Annotated in this window: 19 protein-coding genes; 7 read left to right on the top strand and 12 right to left on the bottom strand. The window is 68.3% G+C overall.

Annotated elements, in window-relative coordinates; all coding sequences use genetic code 11:
* Position 1: 1 nt before the first annotated feature.
* Entirely contained in the window at positions 2-1,231 is a 1,230-nt protein-coding gene (locus AMYAL_RS0113075) for an amidohydrolase (RefSeq protein ID WP_020631758.1), read from the top strand.
* 67 nt (positions 1,232-1,298) lie between these two features.
* Entirely contained in the window at positions 1,299-1,865 is a 567-nt protein-coding gene (locus AMYAL_RS0113070; RefSeq protein WP_020631757.1) for a hypothetical protein, read from the top strand.
* 84 nt (positions 1,866-1,949) lie between these two features.
* Here the strand turns inward: AMYAL_RS0113070 and AMYAL_RS0113065 are convergent, their stop codons facing one another.
* Both AMYAL_RS0113065 and AMYAL_RS0113060 read right to left on the bottom strand, forming a co-directional pair.
* Positions 1,950-2,567, bottom strand: a complete 618-nt coding sequence (locus tag AMYAL_RS0113065) for a Uma2 family endonuclease (RefSeq protein WP_020631756.1) — start codon at positions 2,565-2,567, stop codon at positions 1,950-1,952.
* A 74-nt stretch (positions 2,568-2,641) separates the two neighbouring features.
* Positions 2,642-3,787, bottom strand: coding sequence for an acyl-CoA dehydrogenase family protein (locus AMYAL_RS0113060; protein WP_020631755.1), 1,146 nt, complete (start codon positions 3,785-3,787; stop codon positions 2,642-2,644).
* A gap of 103 nt (positions 3,788-3,890) precedes the next feature.
* Between AMYAL_RS0113060 and AMYAL_RS0113055 the strand changes: the two genes are divergently transcribed.
* The 3 genes from AMYAL_RS0113055 (at position 3,891) to AMYAL_RS0113045 (ending at position 6,987) form a co-directional block, all read left to right on the top strand.
* On the top strand, positions 3,891-4,493 hold the full coding sequence (locus AMYAL_RS0113055) for a TetR/AcrR family transcriptional regulator (RefSeq protein ID WP_020631754.1): 603 nt from the start codon (positions 3,891-3,893) through the stop codon (positions 4,491-4,493).
* Between the two features lie 43 nt (positions 4,494-4,536).
* On the top strand, positions 4,537-5,478 hold the full coding sequence (locus tag AMYAL_RS0113050; RefSeq protein WP_020631753.1) for a carbohydrate kinase family protein: 942 nt from the start codon (positions 4,537-4,539) through the stop codon (positions 5,476-5,478).
* A 192-nt stretch (positions 5,479-5,670) separates the two neighbouring features.
* Complete coding sequence (locus tag AMYAL_RS0113045; protein WP_020631752.1) at positions 5,671-6,987, top strand: citrate synthase; 1,317 nt, start codon at positions 5,671-5,673, stop codon at positions 6,985-6,987.
* Positions 6,988-7,078: 91 nt separating this feature from the next.
* Here AMYAL_RS0113045 and AMYAL_RS0113040 read toward each other — a convergent pair whose 3' ends face one another.
* Positions 7,079-7,495, bottom strand: coding sequence for a hypothetical protein (locus tag AMYAL_RS0113040; protein WP_020631751.1), 417 nt, complete (start codon positions 7,493-7,495; stop codon positions 7,079-7,081).
* 152 nt (positions 7,496-7,647) lie between these two features.
* Here AMYAL_RS0113040 and AMYAL_RS0113035 point away from each other — a divergent pair, with 152 nt between their 5' ends.
* Positions 7,648-8,997, top strand: a complete 1,350-nt coding sequence (locus tag AMYAL_RS0113035; protein ID WP_026467025.1) for a cryptochrome/photolyase family protein — start codon at positions 7,648-7,650, stop codon at positions 8,995-8,997.
* Positions 8,998-9,046: 49 nt separating this feature from the next.
* Here AMYAL_RS0113035 and AMYAL_RS0113030 read toward each other — a convergent pair whose 3' ends face one another.
* From AMYAL_RS0113030 to AMYAL_RS0112995, 8 genes are all read right to left on the bottom strand, one after another.
* Positions 9,047-10,237: an ABC transporter permease gene (locus AMYAL_RS0113030; protein WP_020631749.1), complete on the bottom strand. Its 1,191-nt coding sequence runs from the start codon at positions 10,235-10,237 to the stop codon at positions 9,047-9,049.
* Positions 10,234-11,160 carry an ABC transporter ATP-binding protein gene (locus AMYAL_RS0113025; protein ID WP_020631748.1) on the bottom strand — a complete coding sequence of 309 codons (927 nt, stop codon included), beginning with the start codon at positions 11,158-11,160 and terminating at the stop codon, positions 10,234-10,236. Before AMYAL_RS0113025 ends, AMYAL_RS0113030 begins: the two co-directional genes overlap by 4 nt.
* The gene (locus AMYAL_RS0113020; RefSeq protein WP_020631747.1) at positions 11,157-11,387 is read right to left on the bottom strand and encodes a hypothetical protein; all 231 of its coding nucleotides are present in this window, start codon (positions 11,385-11,387) and stop codon (positions 11,157-11,159) included. Before AMYAL_RS0113020 ends, AMYAL_RS0113025 begins: the two co-directional genes overlap by 4 nt.
* Positions 11,384-11,839, bottom strand: a complete 456-nt coding sequence (locus tag AMYAL_RS0113015; RefSeq protein ID WP_020631746.1) for a hypothetical protein — start codon at positions 11,837-11,839, stop codon at positions 11,384-11,386. The genes AMYAL_RS0113020 and AMYAL_RS0113015 overlap by 4 nt, the downstream gene beginning before the upstream one ends.
* Positions 11,836-12,381: a hypothetical protein gene (locus tag AMYAL_RS0113010; RefSeq protein ID WP_020631745.1), complete on the bottom strand. Its 546-nt coding sequence runs from the start codon at positions 12,379-12,381 to the stop codon at positions 11,836-11,838. The genes AMYAL_RS0113015 and AMYAL_RS0113010 overlap by 4 nt, the downstream gene beginning before the upstream one ends.
* The gene (locus tag AMYAL_RS0113005; protein ID WP_020631744.1) at positions 12,378-12,647 is read right to left on the bottom strand and encodes a helix-turn-helix transcriptional regulator; all 270 of its coding nucleotides are present in this window, start codon (positions 12,645-12,647) and stop codon (positions 12,378-12,380) included. Before AMYAL_RS0113005 ends, AMYAL_RS0113010 begins: the two co-directional genes overlap by 4 nt.
* A 243-nt stretch (positions 12,648-12,890) precedes the next feature.
* Complete coding sequence (locus AMYAL_RS0113000) at positions 12,891-14,432, bottom strand: glycerol-3-phosphate dehydrogenase/oxidase (RefSeq protein ID WP_020631743.1); 1,542 nt, start codon at positions 14,430-14,432, stop codon at positions 12,891-12,893.
* Positions 14,429-14,992, bottom strand: a complete 564-nt coding sequence (locus AMYAL_RS0112995; RefSeq protein WP_020631742.1) for a TetR/AcrR family transcriptional regulator — start codon at positions 14,990-14,992, stop codon at positions 14,429-14,431. Before AMYAL_RS0112995 ends, AMYAL_RS0113000 begins: the two co-directional genes overlap by 4 nt.
* A gap of 97 nt (positions 14,993-15,089) precedes the next feature.
* Here AMYAL_RS0112995 and AMYAL_RS0112990 point away from each other — a divergent pair, with 97 nt between their 5' ends.
* Positions 15,090-16,709: an FAD-binding oxidoreductase gene (locus AMYAL_RS0112990; RefSeq protein WP_026467024.1), complete on the top strand. Its 1,620-nt coding sequence runs from the start codon at positions 15,090-15,092 to the stop codon at positions 16,707-16,709.
* Here the strand turns inward: AMYAL_RS0112990 and AMYAL_RS0112985 are convergent.
* A complete protein-coding gene (locus AMYAL_RS0112985) occupies positions 16,687-17,316 on the bottom strand; it encodes a gamma-glutamylcyclotransferase family protein (RefSeq protein WP_020631740.1) in 630 nt (209 codons plus the stop codon). The two genes, AMYAL_RS0112990 and AMYAL_RS0112985, sit on opposite strands and share 23 nt — an antisense overlap.
* Positions 17,317-17,503: the final 187 nt, after the last annotated feature.

Genomic DNA, 17,503 nt, shown 5'->3' with positions numbered 1-17,503 from the left:
TATGTCTGACAAAGCACAGGTCAAGGCCATCGTCGGTGGTTACGTCGTCCCTGTCGACGGCGAACCGGTCGACGGTGGCACGGTCCTCATCGAGAACGGAAAGATCGTCGCGGTCGGCACGGACGCCGACGTCGACGTCCCCGACGACGCCGAACTGATCGACGCCGCGGGCAGCTGGGTGCTGCCGGGGTTCATCGACTCGCACGCCCACCTCGGCGTCCACGAGGACGGCGAAGGCTGGTCGGGCAACGACACCAACGAGATGACCGACCCCAATGGCGCGCGGTTCCGGGCGATCGACGGGATCGACCCGTACGAGCCCGGCTTCGACGACGCGCTCGCGGGCGGCGTCACCAGCGTCGTCATCAAACCCGGTTCGGGGAACCCCATCGGCGGGCAGACGATCGGCGTCAAGACCTGGGGCCGGACGGTGCTCGACATGATCTTCGCCGAGGGTGTCAGCGTGAAGAGCGCGCTCGGCGAGAACCCGAAGCGGGTGTACGGCGAGAAGAAGCAGACGCCGTCGACCAGGCTCGGTGTCGCGTCGACCATCCGCGACGCGTTCACCGCCGCGCGCAACTACGCCGCCCAGCGCGACCACGCCGCCGCCGAGGGCAAGCCGTTCGACGTCGACCTGACCAAGGAGACCCTGGCCAAGGTCCTCGACGGCGAGCTGTACTGGGACCAGCACGTCCACCGCGCCGACGACATGGTCACCGCGATCCGGCTGGCGGACGAGTTCGGCTACAAACTGGTGATCAACCACGGCACCGAAGGGCACCTGATCGCGGACCTGCTCGCCGAACGGGACGTGCCGGTGATCCTGGGCCCGCTGTTCACCACCAAGTCCAAAGTGGAGCTGCGCAACCGCACCCTGCGCGCGCCCGGCATCCTCGCCAGGGCGGGCGTGCGGATCGCGATCACCACGGACCACCCGGTCGTGCCCATCAACTTCCTGGTGTACCAGGCCGCGCTGTCGGTCAAGGACGGCCTCGACCCGGAGACCGCGCTGCGGGCGCTGACCGTCAACCCGGCCGCGATGCTGGACCTCGACGACCAGGTCGGCTCGCTGAAGCCGGGCCTCGACGCCGACGTGGTCATCTGGTCGGGTGACCCGCTGGACGTGATGAACCGGGCGATGCGGGTGTTCGTGCGCGGCCGCGAGGTCTACCGCTTCGACGAGGAGTCCGGGGTCGGCGTGGTGGAAGAAAGGCGTTACCGCGAGGGCTGAGTTCGCTCTTGTCAAAGGTGTGTGACCTGTGCTCTCATGTGTTACATATGGGGAGGGTGTGTAACACATGAAGCGCTGGGTCTTCGTCTTGGTCGTGGGTATCGGGTTCTTGGTCGTCACCTTGTTGTTCTCGCGCGAGGACCCGAATCTCATCAAATGCGGTGGCAAGATCATGTCGCCCGGCGACGTCTGCGAGACCACGAAGAACGGCCGCAGCACCGGCGAAGACACCTACGCCGAGATGAAGGCCGCCGCCGAATCGCGGGCCGAGACGTTCCGGAATCACGGTCTCTGGATGGCCGGGGCCGGGGTCGCGCTGACCGGTTTGGGCACGACGATGCTCATCCGCGGGAAACGGCGCAAGGCGCGTGACCTTGTCGCCGCCGGGCGGAACGCGGGGCCGGGATTCCCGCAGCAGCAGGCATTCCAGCAGCAGGGATATCAGCAGCCGCACGTCGCCCAGGCTGTTCCGCAGTATCCGCCGGGGCAGCCTGGGCCTCAGTGGCAGCCCGCGCCGTCGCGGCAGTCGTATCCGCCTCAGGCCGGATGGCCGCAGCAGCCGGGTGGTCCGCCACAGCCGCAACAGCCGTCGCCGGGTGGTCCGCCGCAGCAGTTCGGCCCGCAGGGGCACTGAGGTCGGCTGGCGACCGGACTCGCATGACGTGAAAGCCACTTTCGCAACCTTCAACGTTGCGAAAGTGGCTTTCGCGTCATGCGCTCAGGGAAGCAGCCGATCGAGGTCCAGTTTCACCGGGAACGGCTCGGTGGCTTGGAAGACACCGGTCGCGGCGGGCGCGTCCTGGTATCCCAGCTCGCCCGCCTGGTGGCAGGCGACCAGTGAGACCGGCTCGCTGAGGTCGACGATCCAGTAGTGCGGAATCCCCCCGTCGGCGTACTCGCCGTGTTTGGTCACGTAGTCGGTGCGTTTCGAGCCCTGCGACACGATTTCCACCACGACGACCAAGTCGTCCGCGTGGTACATCGAGTCCTGTTCGTCGATCCGTTCGCCCGCTTCACGGAGGGCGATGATCAGATCCGGACGCCTGGCGAAGCCTGGCTCACCAGGTGGAACCAGCCCTAGGTCGACGTCGATGTCCTGGACGAACTCGAGGTGATCGGGCAGCTGCGATTCCAGCTGTCTCGCCAAGGCGTACAGCGCCTTGTTGTGTCGCCTCTTGGGGCTCGGTGACATGACGAGGCGGCCTTCCACGAGCTCGGTGAATCCCGAATCGGGCTCACCGAGCGCCGTGTACTCCGCGACGGACAGCAGGTGCTCCGGGATGGCCCACCCTGACTCACCGTGCGACCCCGTCGTGGAATGGGGAAGGGCTGTCACAGCGTCTCCTCACGTCTTCCACAGTGTCTCATGGCTGCCGAGTGGCCACTTGGTGATCATATCGGCGCGGAGAGTCAGCACTTACGGAGTTCTCGCGCGATCACCATGCGCTGGATCTGGTTCGTGCCCTCGAAGATCTGCGGCACCTTCGCCTCCCGCATGTACCGCTCCACCGGGAAGTCCTTGGTGTAGCCGGCGCCGCCGAGGACCTGCACCGCGTCGGTGGTCACCTTCATCGCGCCGTCGGTCGCGACGAGCTTCGCGATCGACGCCTGCCGCTGGAACGGCAGCCCGAGGTCGCGGCGGCGGGCGGCGTCGAGGTACATCGCGCGCGACGTCTCGACGGTCGCGGCCATGTCGGCCAGCAGGAACTCCAGGCCCTGGAACTCGATGATCGGCCGCCCGAACTGCGTGCGGCCCTTCGCGTATTCAAGGGCCTCGTCCAGCGCGGCCTGCGCGAGGCCGACGGCGCAGGCGGCGATGCCCAGCCGTCCGGAGCTGAGCGACGACAGCGCGATCTTCAGGCCCTGGCCCTCTTCGCCGATCCGCCGGTCGGCGTCGACGGCGGCGTCCTCGAACATCAGCTGCGCGGTGGTCGAACCGGTGAGCCCCATCTTCCGCTCGGGCGGCGCGGCCGAGAGGCCCGGCGTCGCCGCGTCGACGAGCAGGCAGCTGATGCCCTGTCCGCCGTCGTCGCTGGTGCGCACCATGGTCGTGTAGAAGTCGGCCTCACCCGCGTGGGTGATCCACGCCTTCGTGCCGTTCACGACGTACTGGTCGCCGTCGAGCCGTGCGCGGGTCGAAAGGGCCGCCGCGTCGGAACCGGCGTGGGTCTCCGAGAGCGCGTACGCGCCCAGCAGGTCGCCTTCCAGCATCGAGGGCAGCCAGCGGTCGCGCTGCTCGTCGGTGCCGTGATGCGCCAGCGCGAAGCAGGACATCGTGTGCACGGAGAGCCCGACGCCGACCGACATCCACGCGGTCGCGATCTCCTCGAGAACCTGCAGGTAGACCTCGTACGGCAGGTCGCCGCCGCCCCAGCGCTCCGCGTACGGCAGCCCGAGCAGCCCGGCCTGGCCGAGCAGCCGGAACTGCTCGCGCGGGAAATGCGCGGTCTCTTCGTACTTGCTCGCGATCGGGGCGAGTTCCTCGCGCGCGATCTCCTTGGCCAGATCGATCAGATCCTTGGCCTCGGTGCTGGGCAGCAGACGGTCCGCCGGCATGATTCCTCCGAGCTGAACTGTACTCAAAACAGTACTGTGGGCTGATTCAGCGTACAGTAGATGGCGCTGGGGGTACACCGTCCGCGTAAGGGATAGTGATCCGATGACCGAGAGCAGGACCCCGCGCCGCCAGCCGACCGCGCGTCAGCGAGCACTGCTCTCGGAACTCGAAGCGCTCTTCCTCGCCGAGGGGTTCTCCCGGTTCACGCTGGACGACCTCGCCGCCAGGCTCCACTGCTCGAAGTCGACCCTCTACGCGCTCGCCCCCAGCAAGGAGCAGCTCGCGGTCAAGGTCGTCGCCCACTTTTTCAAGGGTGCGGCCGAGCTGCTGGAAGAGCGGATCGGCGGCATCGACGACGCCCGCAAGATCCTCGGGGAGTACCTCGCCGGGATCTCCGAATACCTGAATCGCGCCTCGGCCGCTTTCATGACCGACATCGCCGAATTCGCGCCGGCGCGGGACGCGTATCAGCTCAACAGCCGCGCCGCGGCCCAGCGGATCCGGTCGTTCATCGATCGCGGCGTCACCGACGGTGTTTTCCGCGAGGTGCACGCGCGGCTGATCGCGGAAATGGCGGGGCTGATCATCGAGGGAATCCAGACCGGCGTGGTCGGTCAGCGAGCCGGGGTGACCGACGCCGAAGCGTTCACCGCTTTGTCGGAACTGCTCCTTGGCGGGATAGCGACAAAAAATGTCCTGAACTGACAATCATGGTGGTTTCGCCGTCACCTCGGCTAGCATCGCGCCCGTGATCGTCGTGGGTGGAGAGGCGCTGGTCGACCTCGTTCCTGGTGAACCGTTGGATTCCACTGTGGACGGTGGGTTGCGCGCATTGCTGCCCCGGATGGGTGGTGGCCCCTACAACGTCGCGCTCGCCGCCGGGCGGCTCGGCGTCCCGACGGGCTTCCTGTCGCGTGTCTCGAACGACCGTTTCGGTGTCGCGCTGGTGGACCGGCTGCACGCCTCCGGTGTCGACACCACCTTGCTGCAGCGCGGAAACGAGCCGACGACACTCGCCGTGGTCGCGCTCGACGAGAAGGGTTCCGCGCAGTACACCTTCTACACCGAAGGCACCGCGGACAGGCTCGTCGGCGACCCCGGTCCGCTGCCGGAGAATGTGACGGCGCTCTCGCTCGGCACCCTCGGCATGGTCCTGGAGCCGGGTGCGAGCACGTACGAAACCGTGTTGCGCCGCGAGTCGGCCCGCGGCGTCCTGACCGTCCTCGACCCGAACATCCGCGCGGCGCTGATCACCGATCCGGCGGCGTACCGGGCACGGTTCGAGTCCTGGCTGCCGCATGTCCGCCTGCTCAAGATCTCCGACGACGACACGGAATGGCTCGCCGAAGGCGCCGATCCGATCGAAGCCGCAAAGGTCTGGACCTCTTCCGGGGTCGACGCCGTGGTGCTCACCCGCGGCGCGCAGGGGTTGTCCGTCATCACACGGGCGGGGGAAATCGCGCAGGTCCCGTCACGCCGAGTCGCCGTCGTCGACACGATCGGCGCCGGCGACACCGTGCAAGGCGCCCTGCTGGCTTGGCTGTACTCGAACGGGGTGCGCGACGTGTCCACTCTCGACGCCGGTGGCTGGCGCACGGCGCTCGAATTCGCGGCGAAAGCGGCGTCGATCACGGTCTCGCGGAGCGGCGCGGAACCGCCGACGGCCGGGGATATGGCATCCGCCGTGTGAACCTGGTCCCAAAGGGGCTGTTGTGAGCAACTCACCCGCTGCGCGTTGACCCCATTCTCGACTAGCGTGGAGGGGAATTCATACCCCAGCGGGGCGGTGTGCAGCGAGGCCATGGGTCACGCGCGTGAAAGAGGGCGTACCTGTGGAACCTACAGGCGCCGCCGGCCCGTGCTGAACGTGAGAGGGACTTACATGTCCGACGCGACGACGGCTGCGGGGCAGTCCGGCGAGACCGCGACGCTGCGCCTGCCCAATGGCGAGCACGAGTTCAAGGTGATCCACCCGGTCGAGGGTGCGCCTGGGATCGAGCTGGGGAAGCTGCTGGCGACCACCGGGTACATCACCCACGACCCCGGTTTCGTGAACACCGGTGCCGCGTCTTCGGCCATCACCTACATCGACGGTGACGCCGGCATCCTGCGCTACCGCGGGTACCCGATCGAGCAGCTGGCCGGGAAGTCGACCTTCATCGAGGTCTCGTACCTGCTGATCTACGGCGAGCTGCCCACCCAGGCGCAGCTTTCCGACTTCACCGAGAAGATCCAGCGCCACACCCTGCTGCACGAAGACCTCAAGGCCTTCTTCAGCGGCTTCCCGCGCGACGCGCACCCGATGCCGGTGCTCTCCAGCGCGGTATCGGCGCTGTCGACCTTCTACCAGGACTCGCTCAACCCGTTCGACGAAGCGAACGTGGAGCTGTCCACCATCCGCCTGCTGGCCAAGGTCCCGACCCTGGCCGCGTACGCGTACAAGAAGTCCGTCGGCCAGCCGCTGCTGTACCCGGACAACTCCCTCGGCCTCGTCGAGAACTTCCTGCGGATGACCTTCGGCTTCCCGGCCGAGCCCTACGAGGTCGACCCGGACGTCGCCAAGGCGCTCGACCTGCTGTTCATCCTGCACGCCGACCACGAGCAGAACTGCTCCACCTCGACCGTGCGCCTCGTCGGCTCCTCCGAGGCGAACCTGTTCGCCTCGATCTCGGCGGGCATCAACGCCCTGTTCGGCCCGCTGCACGGTGGCGCCAACAGCGCGGTCCTGGACATGCTCGAGGGCATCCAGGCCGAGGGCGGCGACGTCGCGAACTTCGTCCAGCGCGTGAAGAACAAGGAAAAGGGTGTCCGCCTGATGGGCTTCGGGCACCGGGTCTACAAGAACTACGACCCGCGCGCGAAGATCATCAAGAACACCGCGGACGAGATCCTCTCCAAGCTCAAGGGCGGCGACCAGCTGCTCGACATCGCGAAGAAGCTGGAAGAGACCGCGCTCTCGGACGACTACTTCATCGAGCGGAAGCTGTACCCGAACGTCGACTTCTACACCGGCCTGATCTACCGGGCGCTCGGCTTCCCGACGAAGTACTTCACCGTGCTGTTCGCGCTCGGCCGCCTGCCGGGCTGGATCGCGCACTGGCGCGAGATGATCCAGGACCCGGCCACCAAGATCGGCCGCCCGCGGCAGATCTACACCGGCTCCGCCGAGCGGGACTACACGCCGATCTCGGAGCGCTGACCCGCCTTTCGCAAGCGCTACGAACGGTCCGTTCCTCGCCGAAGCTGCGAGGAACGGACCGTTTGTCACATCCGGGTGAGTGAAGACAGGGTCACCAGGTGCAGACCATTTCCCAGCCGCCCACTTCCAGGTGGATGTCCGCGCAAGCCTGCAACTCGCCCCGATTGCCGTAGTACATGTCCGTCACCCGATAGCCCTGGCTGTTGGTGAACCTGAACGAACCCGGCACGAAGCCCTTGTCGTAGTAGGGCTTGTACGCCAGCTTGATGGAGTCCCCGTAGGTGGCGCCGTCCCCGACGTTGGCGCCGTTGACGGCACCCTGGTAGGTCAATCTGGGCTCGTTGTCCCACGAGCATCTGATCAGGGAGATCCGCGCCTGTTTCCCGTTCCCGTTTCCGTACAGGAAATTCCGGCTCGTCTCTATCTGGCAGTCGTCGGCCGCGGCGGCCGTCCCGGACACCGCGATGGTCAGGCCCGCCGCCGAGACGACGGCCAGCAGAACGGACATGACTTTCGAACGTACGCGCATTCACTTTCCCCTCGTTGACCTGATAGAGCTGTCCTGCCGACATTAAGTGCCGGACAAGCCCCACCGTGGTCGATTCGGCGAACAAGCCCGCCCGAGTAGCGGTCAGCGGGACAGTGACTACGCTCTGGCCTGTGACCAAAGAAGCCCCCGTAGTGCTGTGGTTCCGCCGCGACCTCCGCCTCGGCGACCACGCCGCCCTGCTGGAAGCCTCGAAGCACAGCAAGCACGTCCTCGCGCTGTACGTCCTCGACGACGCGCTCCTCAAACCCTCCGGCGCCCCGCGCGTCGCGTTCCTGCACGGCTGCCTGAAGGCGCTGGACGAGCAGCTCGGCGGACGGCTGATGCTCGTCAAGGGTGACCCGGCCGAGGAGGTCGTCAAGGCCGCCCGCGCGATCGGCGCCGCGGCGGTGCACGTCAGCTCGGACACCGGCCCGTACGGCCGCCGCCGCGACCAAGAGGTCAAGAAGGCGTTGGCGGAACACGACATCGCCTGGACCGAGACCGGTTCCTCGTACGCGATCACCCCCGGCCGGATCACCAAACCGGACGGCGACCCCTATCGCGTGTTCACCCCGTTCTACCGGGCGTGGGTGCGCCACGGATGGCCGCGCCCGGCGGACACCGGTGCGTCCATAGTGGACTGGGTGGAGCCGCCGCGGTCAGTCAAGCTCCCGAAATCCCCTTCGCTCAAGGGGATGGAGCTGCCGGAGCCCGGCGAGAAGGCGGCGCTGGATCGCTGGCACGAGTTCCTGGACGGCGATCTCGAGACCTACGACGAGGACCGCGACCGCCCGGATCGTCCCGGTACGACAAGGCTTTCGCCGTATCTGCGCTGGGGCTGCGTCCACCCGCGCACGCTGCTGGCCGACCTCGCCGGGAACGAGGGATCCGGCGCGAAGTCGCTGCGCGGTGAGTTCGCCTGGCGCGAGTTCCACGCCGACGTCCTGTGGCATCGCCCCGAAACCGCGCGCAAGAACTACGATTCCCGCTTCGACGCCATGGAACACGAGAGTGACGACGAGGCCTTCAAGCGGTGGTGCGAAGGACGCACCGGCTTCCCGATCGTCGACGCCGGGATGCGGCAGCTGCTCGCCGAGGGCTGGATGCACAACCGCGTCCGGATGATCGTGGCGAGTTTCCTGGTGAAGGACCTGCACCTGCCGTGGTGGCTCGGCGCGCGGTACTTCATGAACCATCTGGTCGACGGTGATCTCGCGTCGAACCAGCTGAACTGGCAGTGGGTCGCGGGCAGCGGTACCGACGCCGCGCCGTACTTCCGGATCTTCAACCCGACCACGCAAGGGGAGAAGTTCGACCCCTCGGGCGAGTACGTCCGCCGCTACGTCCCCGAACTCCGTTCCGTGCAAGGGAAAGCCGCGCACAAACCGCAGGGGGTCAAGGACTACCCCGCCCCCATGGTCGACCACGCCCACGAACGCCAAGTCGCCCTGGAGCGCTACGGCGCCATCAAAGGTCCGTGAAGGCCTCCTTGCCTACCCTGAAGGTAGGGAAGGAGGCCTTCACGGAAAGTCAGCCCTTCAGGGCCTCGGACAGCTTGATCCGGCTGCCGACCCGCAGGACGCTGTTCTGGTAGATCCGCGCGCCCAGCCAGGTGAACAGGGCGATGGCGCCCACGGTCAGGCCCAGCGACAGCGCGACCTCCCACACCTCGACGGTCCCGGCCGCGATCCGCGCGGGCATCAGCACCGGGGAAAGCAGCGGCACCAAGGAAAGCACCTTGGTCCCCGTGCCCTCCGGTGACTGCGCCAGCAGGTTGAACCCGACGACGAAACCGAGGATCAGCACGATGTTGACCGGCCCGATGACCGACTGCGTGTCCTCCTGCCGGGAGACCAGCGAGCCCATCGCGCCGTAGACGGTGGCGTACAGCAGGAACCCGAGCAGGTACCAGACCACACCCCACAGCAGCGCGCCCGTCGCGACCCCGGACAGCGTCAGCACGTTCGTCGCCGAGGCGACGAGGAATCCGGCGCCGCCGATGATCACCAGCTGGGTCAGCCCGACCAGGCCGAGCCCGATCACCTTGCCCAGCAACAGATGCCACGGCCGGACGGTGGACAGCAGGATCTCGACGACCCGGCTGGACTTCTCCTCGACCACGCCCTGGGCGACCAGCGTCCCGTAGGTCACGATGCTCATGTACAGCAGCACGGCCACGATCAGCCCGATTACCATCCGCTGGGACTTCTCCGGATCCGGCGGCTTGATCGAGGCGACCTCGACCTGGGTCTGTCCGACGGTGCGCATCACCTCGTCCGGAGACTTCTGGGCCTCGGAGAGGATGCCGTTCAGCACTTCCTGCTGGGACACGCCGTTCAGCACGGTCCGCAGTTTGGTGTCCAATTCGGACTTGACGAGCACCTTCAGCTCGGTGGCGTTGCCGGACAACAGCGCGTCGAGGTCACCGTTTTCGACCTGCGTCCGGCCCTGGGCCGGATCGGCGACGGCGACGGTCTCGATCTTCTCGCCGATCACCTCGCCCGCCTTCTGGAGCTGCTGCGCGATCCCGGCGGTCTGCCCGGTGAGCCCGATCTTGCTCTTGTCCTGGTTGTCGGCCAGCGTGGACTGCAGCAGGACGTAACCCATCAGGATGACCAGCAGGACAGCGGTGCCGATCACGAAGGACCGCGTGCGCAGCCGGGTGTTCAGTTCGCGTTTGGCGATGAGCCAGACCGCGCGCCATGAGGAGACGGTGTTCATGCGGAAACTCCCTGTGCGGCAGGCTTTTCGGCGACGGCGTCGCGGAACAGCTCGGTCAGCGAACGCCTGCGCTTGGTGAATTCGGTGACCGGGCCAGTGGCCAGCGCCGCGGCGAGCACGGCCTGGTCGTCGGCTCCCGCCTCGAGTTCGAGGATCGTCGTCGGGCCGTTCTGCTCGACCGACCGGACACCGGGGACGGCCGACGCCCAGCCGGGCAAGGCGTCGGGCGCGGTGACGACGAGACCGTTGCCCGCGCCCGCGGTCAGCTCGCCGACGGTGCCGGAAGCGACCATCCGTCCACTTCGGATGATGCCGACCCGGTCGCACAGCCGCTCGACCAGATCCAGCTGGTGACTGGAGAACACCACCGGCACCCCGGTCGCGGCCTTCTCACGCAGCACGCCGCTCATCACGTCCACGGCCAGCGGGTCGAGGCCGGAGAACGGCTCGTCCAGCACCAGCACACGAGGATCGTGCACCAGCGCGGCCGCGAGCTGCACCCGCTGCTGGTTGCCGAGGCTCAGCTTCTGGACCTCGTCCTTCTTGCGTTCGGTCAGCCCGAGCCGGGCGATCCAGTTCTCGGCGCTGCGGTGGGCGTCGTTGGCCGACATCCCGTGCAGTTCGGCGAGATAGACCAGCTGCTCCAGCACCTTCATCTTCGGGTACAGGCCGCGTTCCTCCGGCATGTACCCGATATGCGTGCGGGTCTCGTGGGTGATCGGCGCGCCGCCGAGCCGCACCTGGCCGGAGTCGGCGGCCAGCACCCCGAGCACGATCCGCATCGTGGTGGTCTTGCCCGCGCCGTTGCTGCCGACGAACCCGAACAGCTCACCGGGCTGGACCTCGAAGCTCACCTCGTCCAGCGCGACCTTCGCGCCGTACTTCTTGGAGATCCGGTCGATCTCCAGTTTCCCCTCGCTCATTTCCACTTCCCCTCCTCCAGATACCGCACGAGCGCCGTGATCCCCCGATGGACGCCGGAAAGCGTGCGGTTGTGCTGGACCAGTCCGTCCAGCCTGACGTTGCTCACCACCGAAGTGGCCCGGTAGACCAAGACGGCTCTCGCCGCGCCGGCCACCATCCCGCTCGCCACCAAGGCGACGGCGATCACTCCGATCGACACCTTGTGGCGCCGTTTGTCCCCGGTCATGCCGGAGCCACCCCCTCGAAGTCTTCGGGGTCGTCGTCCGGCAGCTTCCAAGCGAGCCAAAGCGCCGGCAGCGACGTCCCGAAGACGAACAACGCCGCTGTCATCGAAGAAAGCAGGGAGCCGGAATCCGGCTGCTCGGCCGCGTAGAGCCCGTACGCGAGGTCCACCAGCATCAGCAGGCAGATCCCCTGGAACGCCGCGTAGTGCGCGCGGTTGCGCAGCAGCATTTCACGTTCGTCGAGGTCCTTCGCCGCGGAGCCGGGTCTGCCGACCGAACGGCGCAACACGGCCGCGGCGCCGACACACAGGCACAGCCCTGGGCCCATCAGGCCGACGGCGAACCACAACGTCGGCTCGCGCAGCAACGCGGCCCCGGCGATGACCACGAGGTGGCCGATCACCGCGGCGACGGCGAGCCGCCGCCGGTCCGAGCGGGTCCTGGTGACGGTCATGCCGGAATCTCCTCGTCGAAATCCTCCGGATCATCGTCCGGCAGCGACCAGCCCAGGATGACACCGGACAACGTGGTGCCGGTGACCAGCAGGGCGCAGCCCATCATCGCGCCCCGCGCGCCGCCGTCCTCGGTACCCGAGATGATCAGACCGTAGAACACCGCGACCAGCATCAACGCGACCAGGACCTGGTAGCTGATGAACGTGGCGCGATGCCGCCATTCCCGCTCGCGCTCGTCGAGCCGGATGGAGAAGCCGTTGCTCATCTTGCCGGTCAGGATCCGCAACAGGTAGTGCGCGCCGCCCGCGACGAGACAGCCACCGAACCAGCACACCAGGTAAGCGACCGTGTTGCCGGTGTGGAACAGGGCGGCGCCGGCGATCAGGATCAGGTCGCCCGTCACCACGAACACGCTCAACGTCCGCCGCCGTTTCCTCGTGCGCCAGGACGGAAGCCGAAGGGCGCGTTTGCGTTCCAGCTCCTCCCAGCGTTCCTGCTGGCGCTCCCAGCACGCCGCGAGACGTCCCCGCTTCTCGCTCATGCTCCCCCCTCCCGGTAGACCTGAGTGGACAGCGGCGTGAACGGTTCGCGGCTGAACACGGCCTCGACCGGGAGATCGAACACCGCGCAGATGCGAAACGCCAGGTCGAGGCTCGGATAGTGATCGCCTCGTTCGAGCGCGCCGATGGTCTGAGGATTGACCTCGACCGCCGTCGCGAGCGCTGCCCTGCTGAGTCCGCGCTCCGCCCGGAGTACGGGAAGCCGGTTGTAGATCGGCAGCTCTTTGCCGCGTCTGACCGGACTCATGAAACATACTGTTGCAAAAACCCAACGACTCGTCAAGTTTAGGGCGCGCTACGCCGCATTTAGAGGACTAAATGCGGCGTCAGGCGGCGAAGTACCCCGGTGCGCCGAGCGGGTCACCCGTGGAGACCGGACCGGGTAGTGAAGGCCTCCTTCGCTACCTTCAGGGTAGGCAAGGAGGCCTTCGCGACATCCGGCGACGGATCGGGCGGGCGCGCCCCACCGCATCCAGAGGACGAAATGCGGTCAGGCGAGTCCGGCGAGCGACTTGTCGACGAGTTCCTGGACGCGGGCGCGGGCGGCCTCTGCCTCGGGGGCGACCAGGCTGAGCCGGGTGCGGCGCTCCAGGACGTCGTCGACATCGAGGGCGCCCTCGTGCCGCACGGCCCAGACGACCTCCGCCGCGCTGATCTCGGTGCCGCCGAACAGTGGCAGGCCCAGTTCCGGATCGACCTCGCCGAGTGCCGCGACCCGTGGCGCTTCGGTGCCGTACTTCGCGACCAGCCGGGGCGGGGCATCCACAGTGGACAGACGGTTCCGCGGCGTCGCGCCGAGCAGGGGGAGCCGGGCCGTCGTCGACGGGCCCGCGCGGAGACCGGACCGCTTCAACGCGGCGTCGACAGCGTCCTCGGCCATCTTCCGGTACGTCGTCAGCTTGCCGCCGACGACGGTGAGCACGCCGTCGGCGCCGGTCACCACCGCGTGTTTGCGCGAAAGATCCGCGCTGCGCCCGCCGCCGCCTTCGACCAGCGGCCGCAGCCCGGCGAACGAGCCCGCGACGTCGGCGCGGGTCAGCGGGCGGGTGAACGCCTTCGACGCCACTTCGAGCAGGAAGTCCACATCGGACTCCGGCACGGACGGCACCCGAGGGACCGGGCCGTCGGTCGGTTCGTCGGTGACGCCGACGAACACGCGACCATCGGGTTGCGGCAGCAGGAAGACGAACCGGTTGTTCTCGCCGGGGACGGGCACGTTGACCGATGTCGCGCCGATCCGCACCGCTCCCGAAGCCAGGATGAGATGGGAACCGCGCGACGGCCGCAGCCGCACCGACTCCGCCAGTTCGCCCGCCCAGACACCGGTCGCGTTGATCACCTGACCGGCGCGGATCTCAAGCTCCTGTCCGGTGAGCCTGTCCCGTGCCAGCACCGAATCCGCGTCGAGCCGGAGGGCCTCGACCCTGGTCAGGATCTTCGCGCCGCGTGACGCCGCCGTGCGCGCCAGGCTCACCACGAGCCGCGCGTCGTCGGTCAGCGCGCCGTCGTACGCCAGCAGTGCGCCGCGCAGGCCTTGAGGGGACAGGCCGGGGGCGAGCGCCAGCGCCTCCGGGGCCGGGATCGACCTCGGCCGCGGCAGCACCGACGCCGGGGTCCTCGCCGCGCGGCGGAGCCCGTCACCGGCGACGAGGCCGGTCATGATGAACGCCTGCTGGCCGCGGGAGGTCTCGGGGTACAGGGGGAACAGCTGCGGGATCGCCCTGGTGAGATGCGGGGCGGTGCGGGTCATCAGAATCCCGCGCTCGACGGCGCTTTCGTGCGCCAGCGCCAGATCCCCCTTGGCGAGGTAGCGAAGCCCGCCGTGGACCAGCTTGCTGGACCAGCGCGACGTTCCGTATGCCAGGTCGTACGCCTCGATCAGGGCCACCGAGAGCCCGCGGGCGGCCGCGTCCAGCGCGATCCCCGCGCCGGTGACGCCGCCGCCGACCACCACCAGGTCGACCCGCTCGCCGCCTGCCAGCGCCGCGAGTTCGCGTTCACGCCGCGGTGCGTTGAGCGAGCCCGGAGTCACGGCCGCAACGCCGTGTCGATCACGTGGGCGAACTCCGTCATCAGGGCTTTTTCGTTCACGTCCGCGGTGGCGGGGCGGTAGGAGAACACGAAGGACTGGATGAGCAGCAACAGGGTGCGCGCCTGCGCGGGCAGATCACCCTTGCGGATCGAGCCGTCCTGGTGGCCAGCCTGCAGCAGGTGCAGGATCACGCCCTCGGCGAAGCGCTGGGTCTTCCCGAGCCGTTCGACGATGTAGGGCAGGACCAGTTCGGGATCGAGATCCAGCAGCGTGCGGAACAGCGGGTCGCCCGACAGCGCGGCGACGGCGGCCGTCGAACTCTGGACGAGCTTCTCGCGGAAGTGGGCCGGTTCGACCTCCGGTTCGGCCGCGCCTTGCAGCAGACCGCCGAACTCGCGGGTCATCAGGGTCGCGAGCACGCTGCGCACGTCCGGGAAGCGGCGGTAGACGGTCATCCGGCTGACCTTCGCCGTCCGCGCTATCTCGGCGAGCGTCGTCCGCCTCACGCCGACGGCGAGCACGCACTTCTTCGCGGCGTCGAGCAGAACGTCGTCGGACACGCGTGTCGAGGCCTGGCGGGATCGGGTGTCCGCCAGCGCCGAGACGCCTGTTTCCGCAGGTGAGTGACGTTGTGCGTCCATATGTAACACTGTAGTCGTGACGGAGCTTATTGACCACCGGTTAAGACGGTCTTGGACGCCCGAAGCCGGTGATGCGGCCCACCTTCCGGCGAAGGCCCTGCGGTGGCTCGTCCAGCGTATCGGTCCGCTGGGCTCCGCGGCGCCTTCCGTATCCGATTCGGCGCTTCCCGTGCCCGAACCGGTGCTGGGCGAACAGCCGAAGCGAGACCTGGCGGACCTCGTCGGCGCGGAGCACGTTCTCGTGACGCCGGGGGAACGGCTCGCGCGGGCGAGCGGATTGTCCTATCTGGACTTGGTGCGGCGCCGGGGGTTCGGTGATTTTCCGGTGCCGGACGCCGTTGTCCTGCCGGGAGATCCCGGCGAAGTCCAGTCGGTGCTGGAAATCTGCGCACGGCACGACGTCGGCGTCGTCCCGTTCGGCGGCGGGACGTCGGTGGTCGGCGGGGTCGCGGCGCTGCGCGGGGACAAGACCGCGGTGATCGCGCTCGACCTCACCAGGCTCGGCGAGCTGGTCTCCGTCGACCCCGTGTCCCGGATCGCGGTCCTGCAGGCGGGGGTCACCGGCCCGGAGGCCGATCGGCTGCTCGCCGCGCACGGTTTCACCCTCGGGCACGTGCCCCAGTCCTACGAACGCGCCACGATCGGCGGATTCGCCGCGACCAGGTCCGCCGGGCAGGCGTCGGCGGGTTACGGCCGGTTCGAGGACATGGTTTCGGGTGTCCGGCTCGCGACCCCGCGCGGCGACTGGAAGCTCGGCGTCGCGCCGGCGTCGGCCGCCGGACCCGACCTGCGTCACCTCGCCATCGGCAGTGAGGGCGCGCTCGGCGTGATCACCGAGGTCGCCCTCCGCGTCCGCCCGGTGCCGGAAGTCCGCCGCTACGAGGGCTACGTCCTCGACGGCTGGGAAACCGGCACCGCGGCGGTCCGCGAACTCGCCCAGCGGCACGTGCTCGCGGACGTGACCCGACTGTCCGATGTGGACGAGAGCGAGGTTTCGCTCGCACTCAACGACAGCTGGAAGACCAAGGCGCTGCGCCGGTATCTCAAGGCGCGCGGAGTACACGCGCCCTGCCTGCTGATCGTCGGCTGGGAAGGCGCGTCGAAACGCGAGGTCGCCCGGCGCCGTCAGGAGACCACCCGTGTGCTGGAGCCGTTCGGCGCCGTGCGCATCGGCGCGGCACTCGGCGAATCCTGGCGCCGCGGCCGGTTCTCCGGGCCCCGGCAGCGGGATGCCTTGATGGACAACGGTGTCTGCGTCGAAACCCTGGAAACCGCCGCGTACTGGACGGAACTGAGCGACCTGCGCGACGCCGTCCGCGCCGCGCTCACCGCCACGCTCGGCCGGGCCATCATCATGTGTCACGTCTCGCACGCCTACGAAACGGGCGCGTCGCTGTACTTCACCGTGCTCACCGCCCGCGACGAGGCCGACCCGATCGGCCAGTGGCGGCGGGCGAAGGCCGCGGCGTCGGAGGCGATCACCGGGATCGGCACCATTTCGCACCATCACGCCGTCGGTGTCGACCACGCGCGCTACCTGTCGGCGGAGATCGGCGAGATCGGCGTCGAAGTACTGCGAGCGGCGAAAAAGGCCGTCGACCCGTCCGGGATCCTCAATCCAGGGAAGCTTCTTTGACCAGCGTGCAGTCGAGGCCGTGCGTTTCGGCGGGGATCCCTTGCAGCGCCGCGGCCCGGCACTGCTCGAGATCGGCGACGCGGATGTGCCTGCCGTCCACGAGGATCGGCAGGCGGATGTCCGCGGCGCCGACGTAGGCCATCACGTCGTCGAGAACGGTGCCGTCGTCGAGGGTGATGGCCGGGGCGGTCAGCCGCACCAGGCGGTAGCGACGGCCGTTGCCCTCGCATTCGTTGAGCACGGCGAGCTGGTCGGGAGTCGCGAACCAGACCGCGTGCTCCTCGACGACGCCGGGGGCCGCGGCGAGCGTCGCGGGCCGTTGTCCGTCCCGGAACCGCAGACCGGACGCCCAGACCGCGGCCAGGTCGGTGCAGCGCGCGTGACAGACGACGACGGGGCCGGTCAGCCCCATGTTCTCCCGCAGCCAGGTGATCTTCGACGGGCACGCGTTCGAGCCGTAGGCGAGCACGGCCTGGCGTTCGCGCCAGCCCTCCGGCGCGGTGTCGAGGCTGTGCCCGGCGCCGTCGAAGTGGACGAACGAGTGGCCCGGCCGGGCCCCTGGATAGGGATCGGCGGGGAAATCGGCGTCGGTGAAGAGTTTCACCACGTCACCACGCTACAGAGGACGGCACCCTTTGCACGGGAAACGACATCCTGGACCTCGTACGGCATAGCCACCTCCGAGTCGTCAACTCAAAAGCTTGCCACGAAATCCACGCCTCCCGCGAGATCCGCCAGGGTGCGGAATCCCCATCCGCCGCCGTCGCCGGATGCGCTGCGTGCGCGGTATCGAT

Source organism: Amycolatopsis alba DSM 44262 (assembly GCF_000384215.1).
In the GTDB taxonomy this organism is placed as follows: Bacteria; Actinomycetota; Actinomycetes; order Mycobacteriales; family Pseudonocardiaceae; genus Amycolatopsis; species Amycolatopsis alba.
This window is presented reverse-complemented; position numbering and strand designations above follow the sequence as displayed.

Excerpts from the sequence above, each read along its gene's own strand:
- AMYAL_RS0113005 (WP_020631744.1), bottom strand. The coding sequence starts at position 12,647 with ATGAGTCCGGTCAGACGCGGCAAAGAGCTGCCGATCTACAACCGGCTT.
- AMYAL_RS0113045 (WP_020631752.1), top strand. The coding sequence starts at position 5,671 with ATGTCCGACGCGACGACGGCTGCGGGGCAGTCCGGCGAGACCGCGACG.
- AMYAL_RS0113075 (WP_020631758.1), top strand. The coding sequence starts at position 2 with ATGTCTGACAAAGCACAGGTCAAGGCCATCGTCGGTGGTTACGTCGTC.
- AMYAL_RS0113015 (WP_020631746.1), bottom strand. The coding sequence starts at position 11,839 with ATGACCGTCACCAGGACCCGCTCGGACCGGCGGCGGCTCGCCGTCGCC.
- AMYAL_RS0113010 (WP_020631745.1), bottom strand. The coding sequence starts at position 12,381 with ATGAGCGAGAAGCGGGGACGTCTCGCGGCGTGCTGGGAGCGCCAGCAG.
- AMYAL_RS0113025 (WP_020631748.1), bottom strand. The coding sequence starts at position 11,160 with ATGAGCGAGGGGAAACTGGAGATCGACCGGATCTCCAAGAAGTACGGC.
- AMYAL_RS0113060 (WP_020631755.1), bottom strand. The coding sequence starts at position 3,787 with ATGCCGGCGGACCGTCTGCTGCCCAGCACCGAGGCCAAGGATCTGATC.
- AMYAL_RS0113030 (WP_020631749.1), bottom strand. The coding sequence starts at position 10,237 with ATGAACACCGTCTCCTCATGGCGCGCGGTCTGGCTCATCGCCAAACGC.
- AMYAL_RS0113070 (WP_020631757.1), top strand. The coding sequence starts at position 1,299 with ATGAAGCGCTGGGTCTTCGTCTTGGTCGTGGGTATCGGGTTCTTGGTC.
- AMYAL_RS0113020 (WP_020631747.1), bottom strand. The coding sequence starts at position 11,387 with ATGACCGGGGACAAACGGCGCCACAAGGTGTCGATCGGAGTGATCGCC.
- AMYAL_RS0113040 (WP_020631751.1), bottom strand. The coding sequence starts at position 7,495 with ATGTCCGTTCTGCTGGCCGTCGTCTCGGCGGCGGGCCTGACCATCGCG.
- AMYAL_RS0113055 (WP_020631754.1), top strand. The coding sequence starts at position 3,891 with ATGACCGAGAGCAGGACCCCGCGCCGCCAGCCGACCGCGCGTCAGCGA.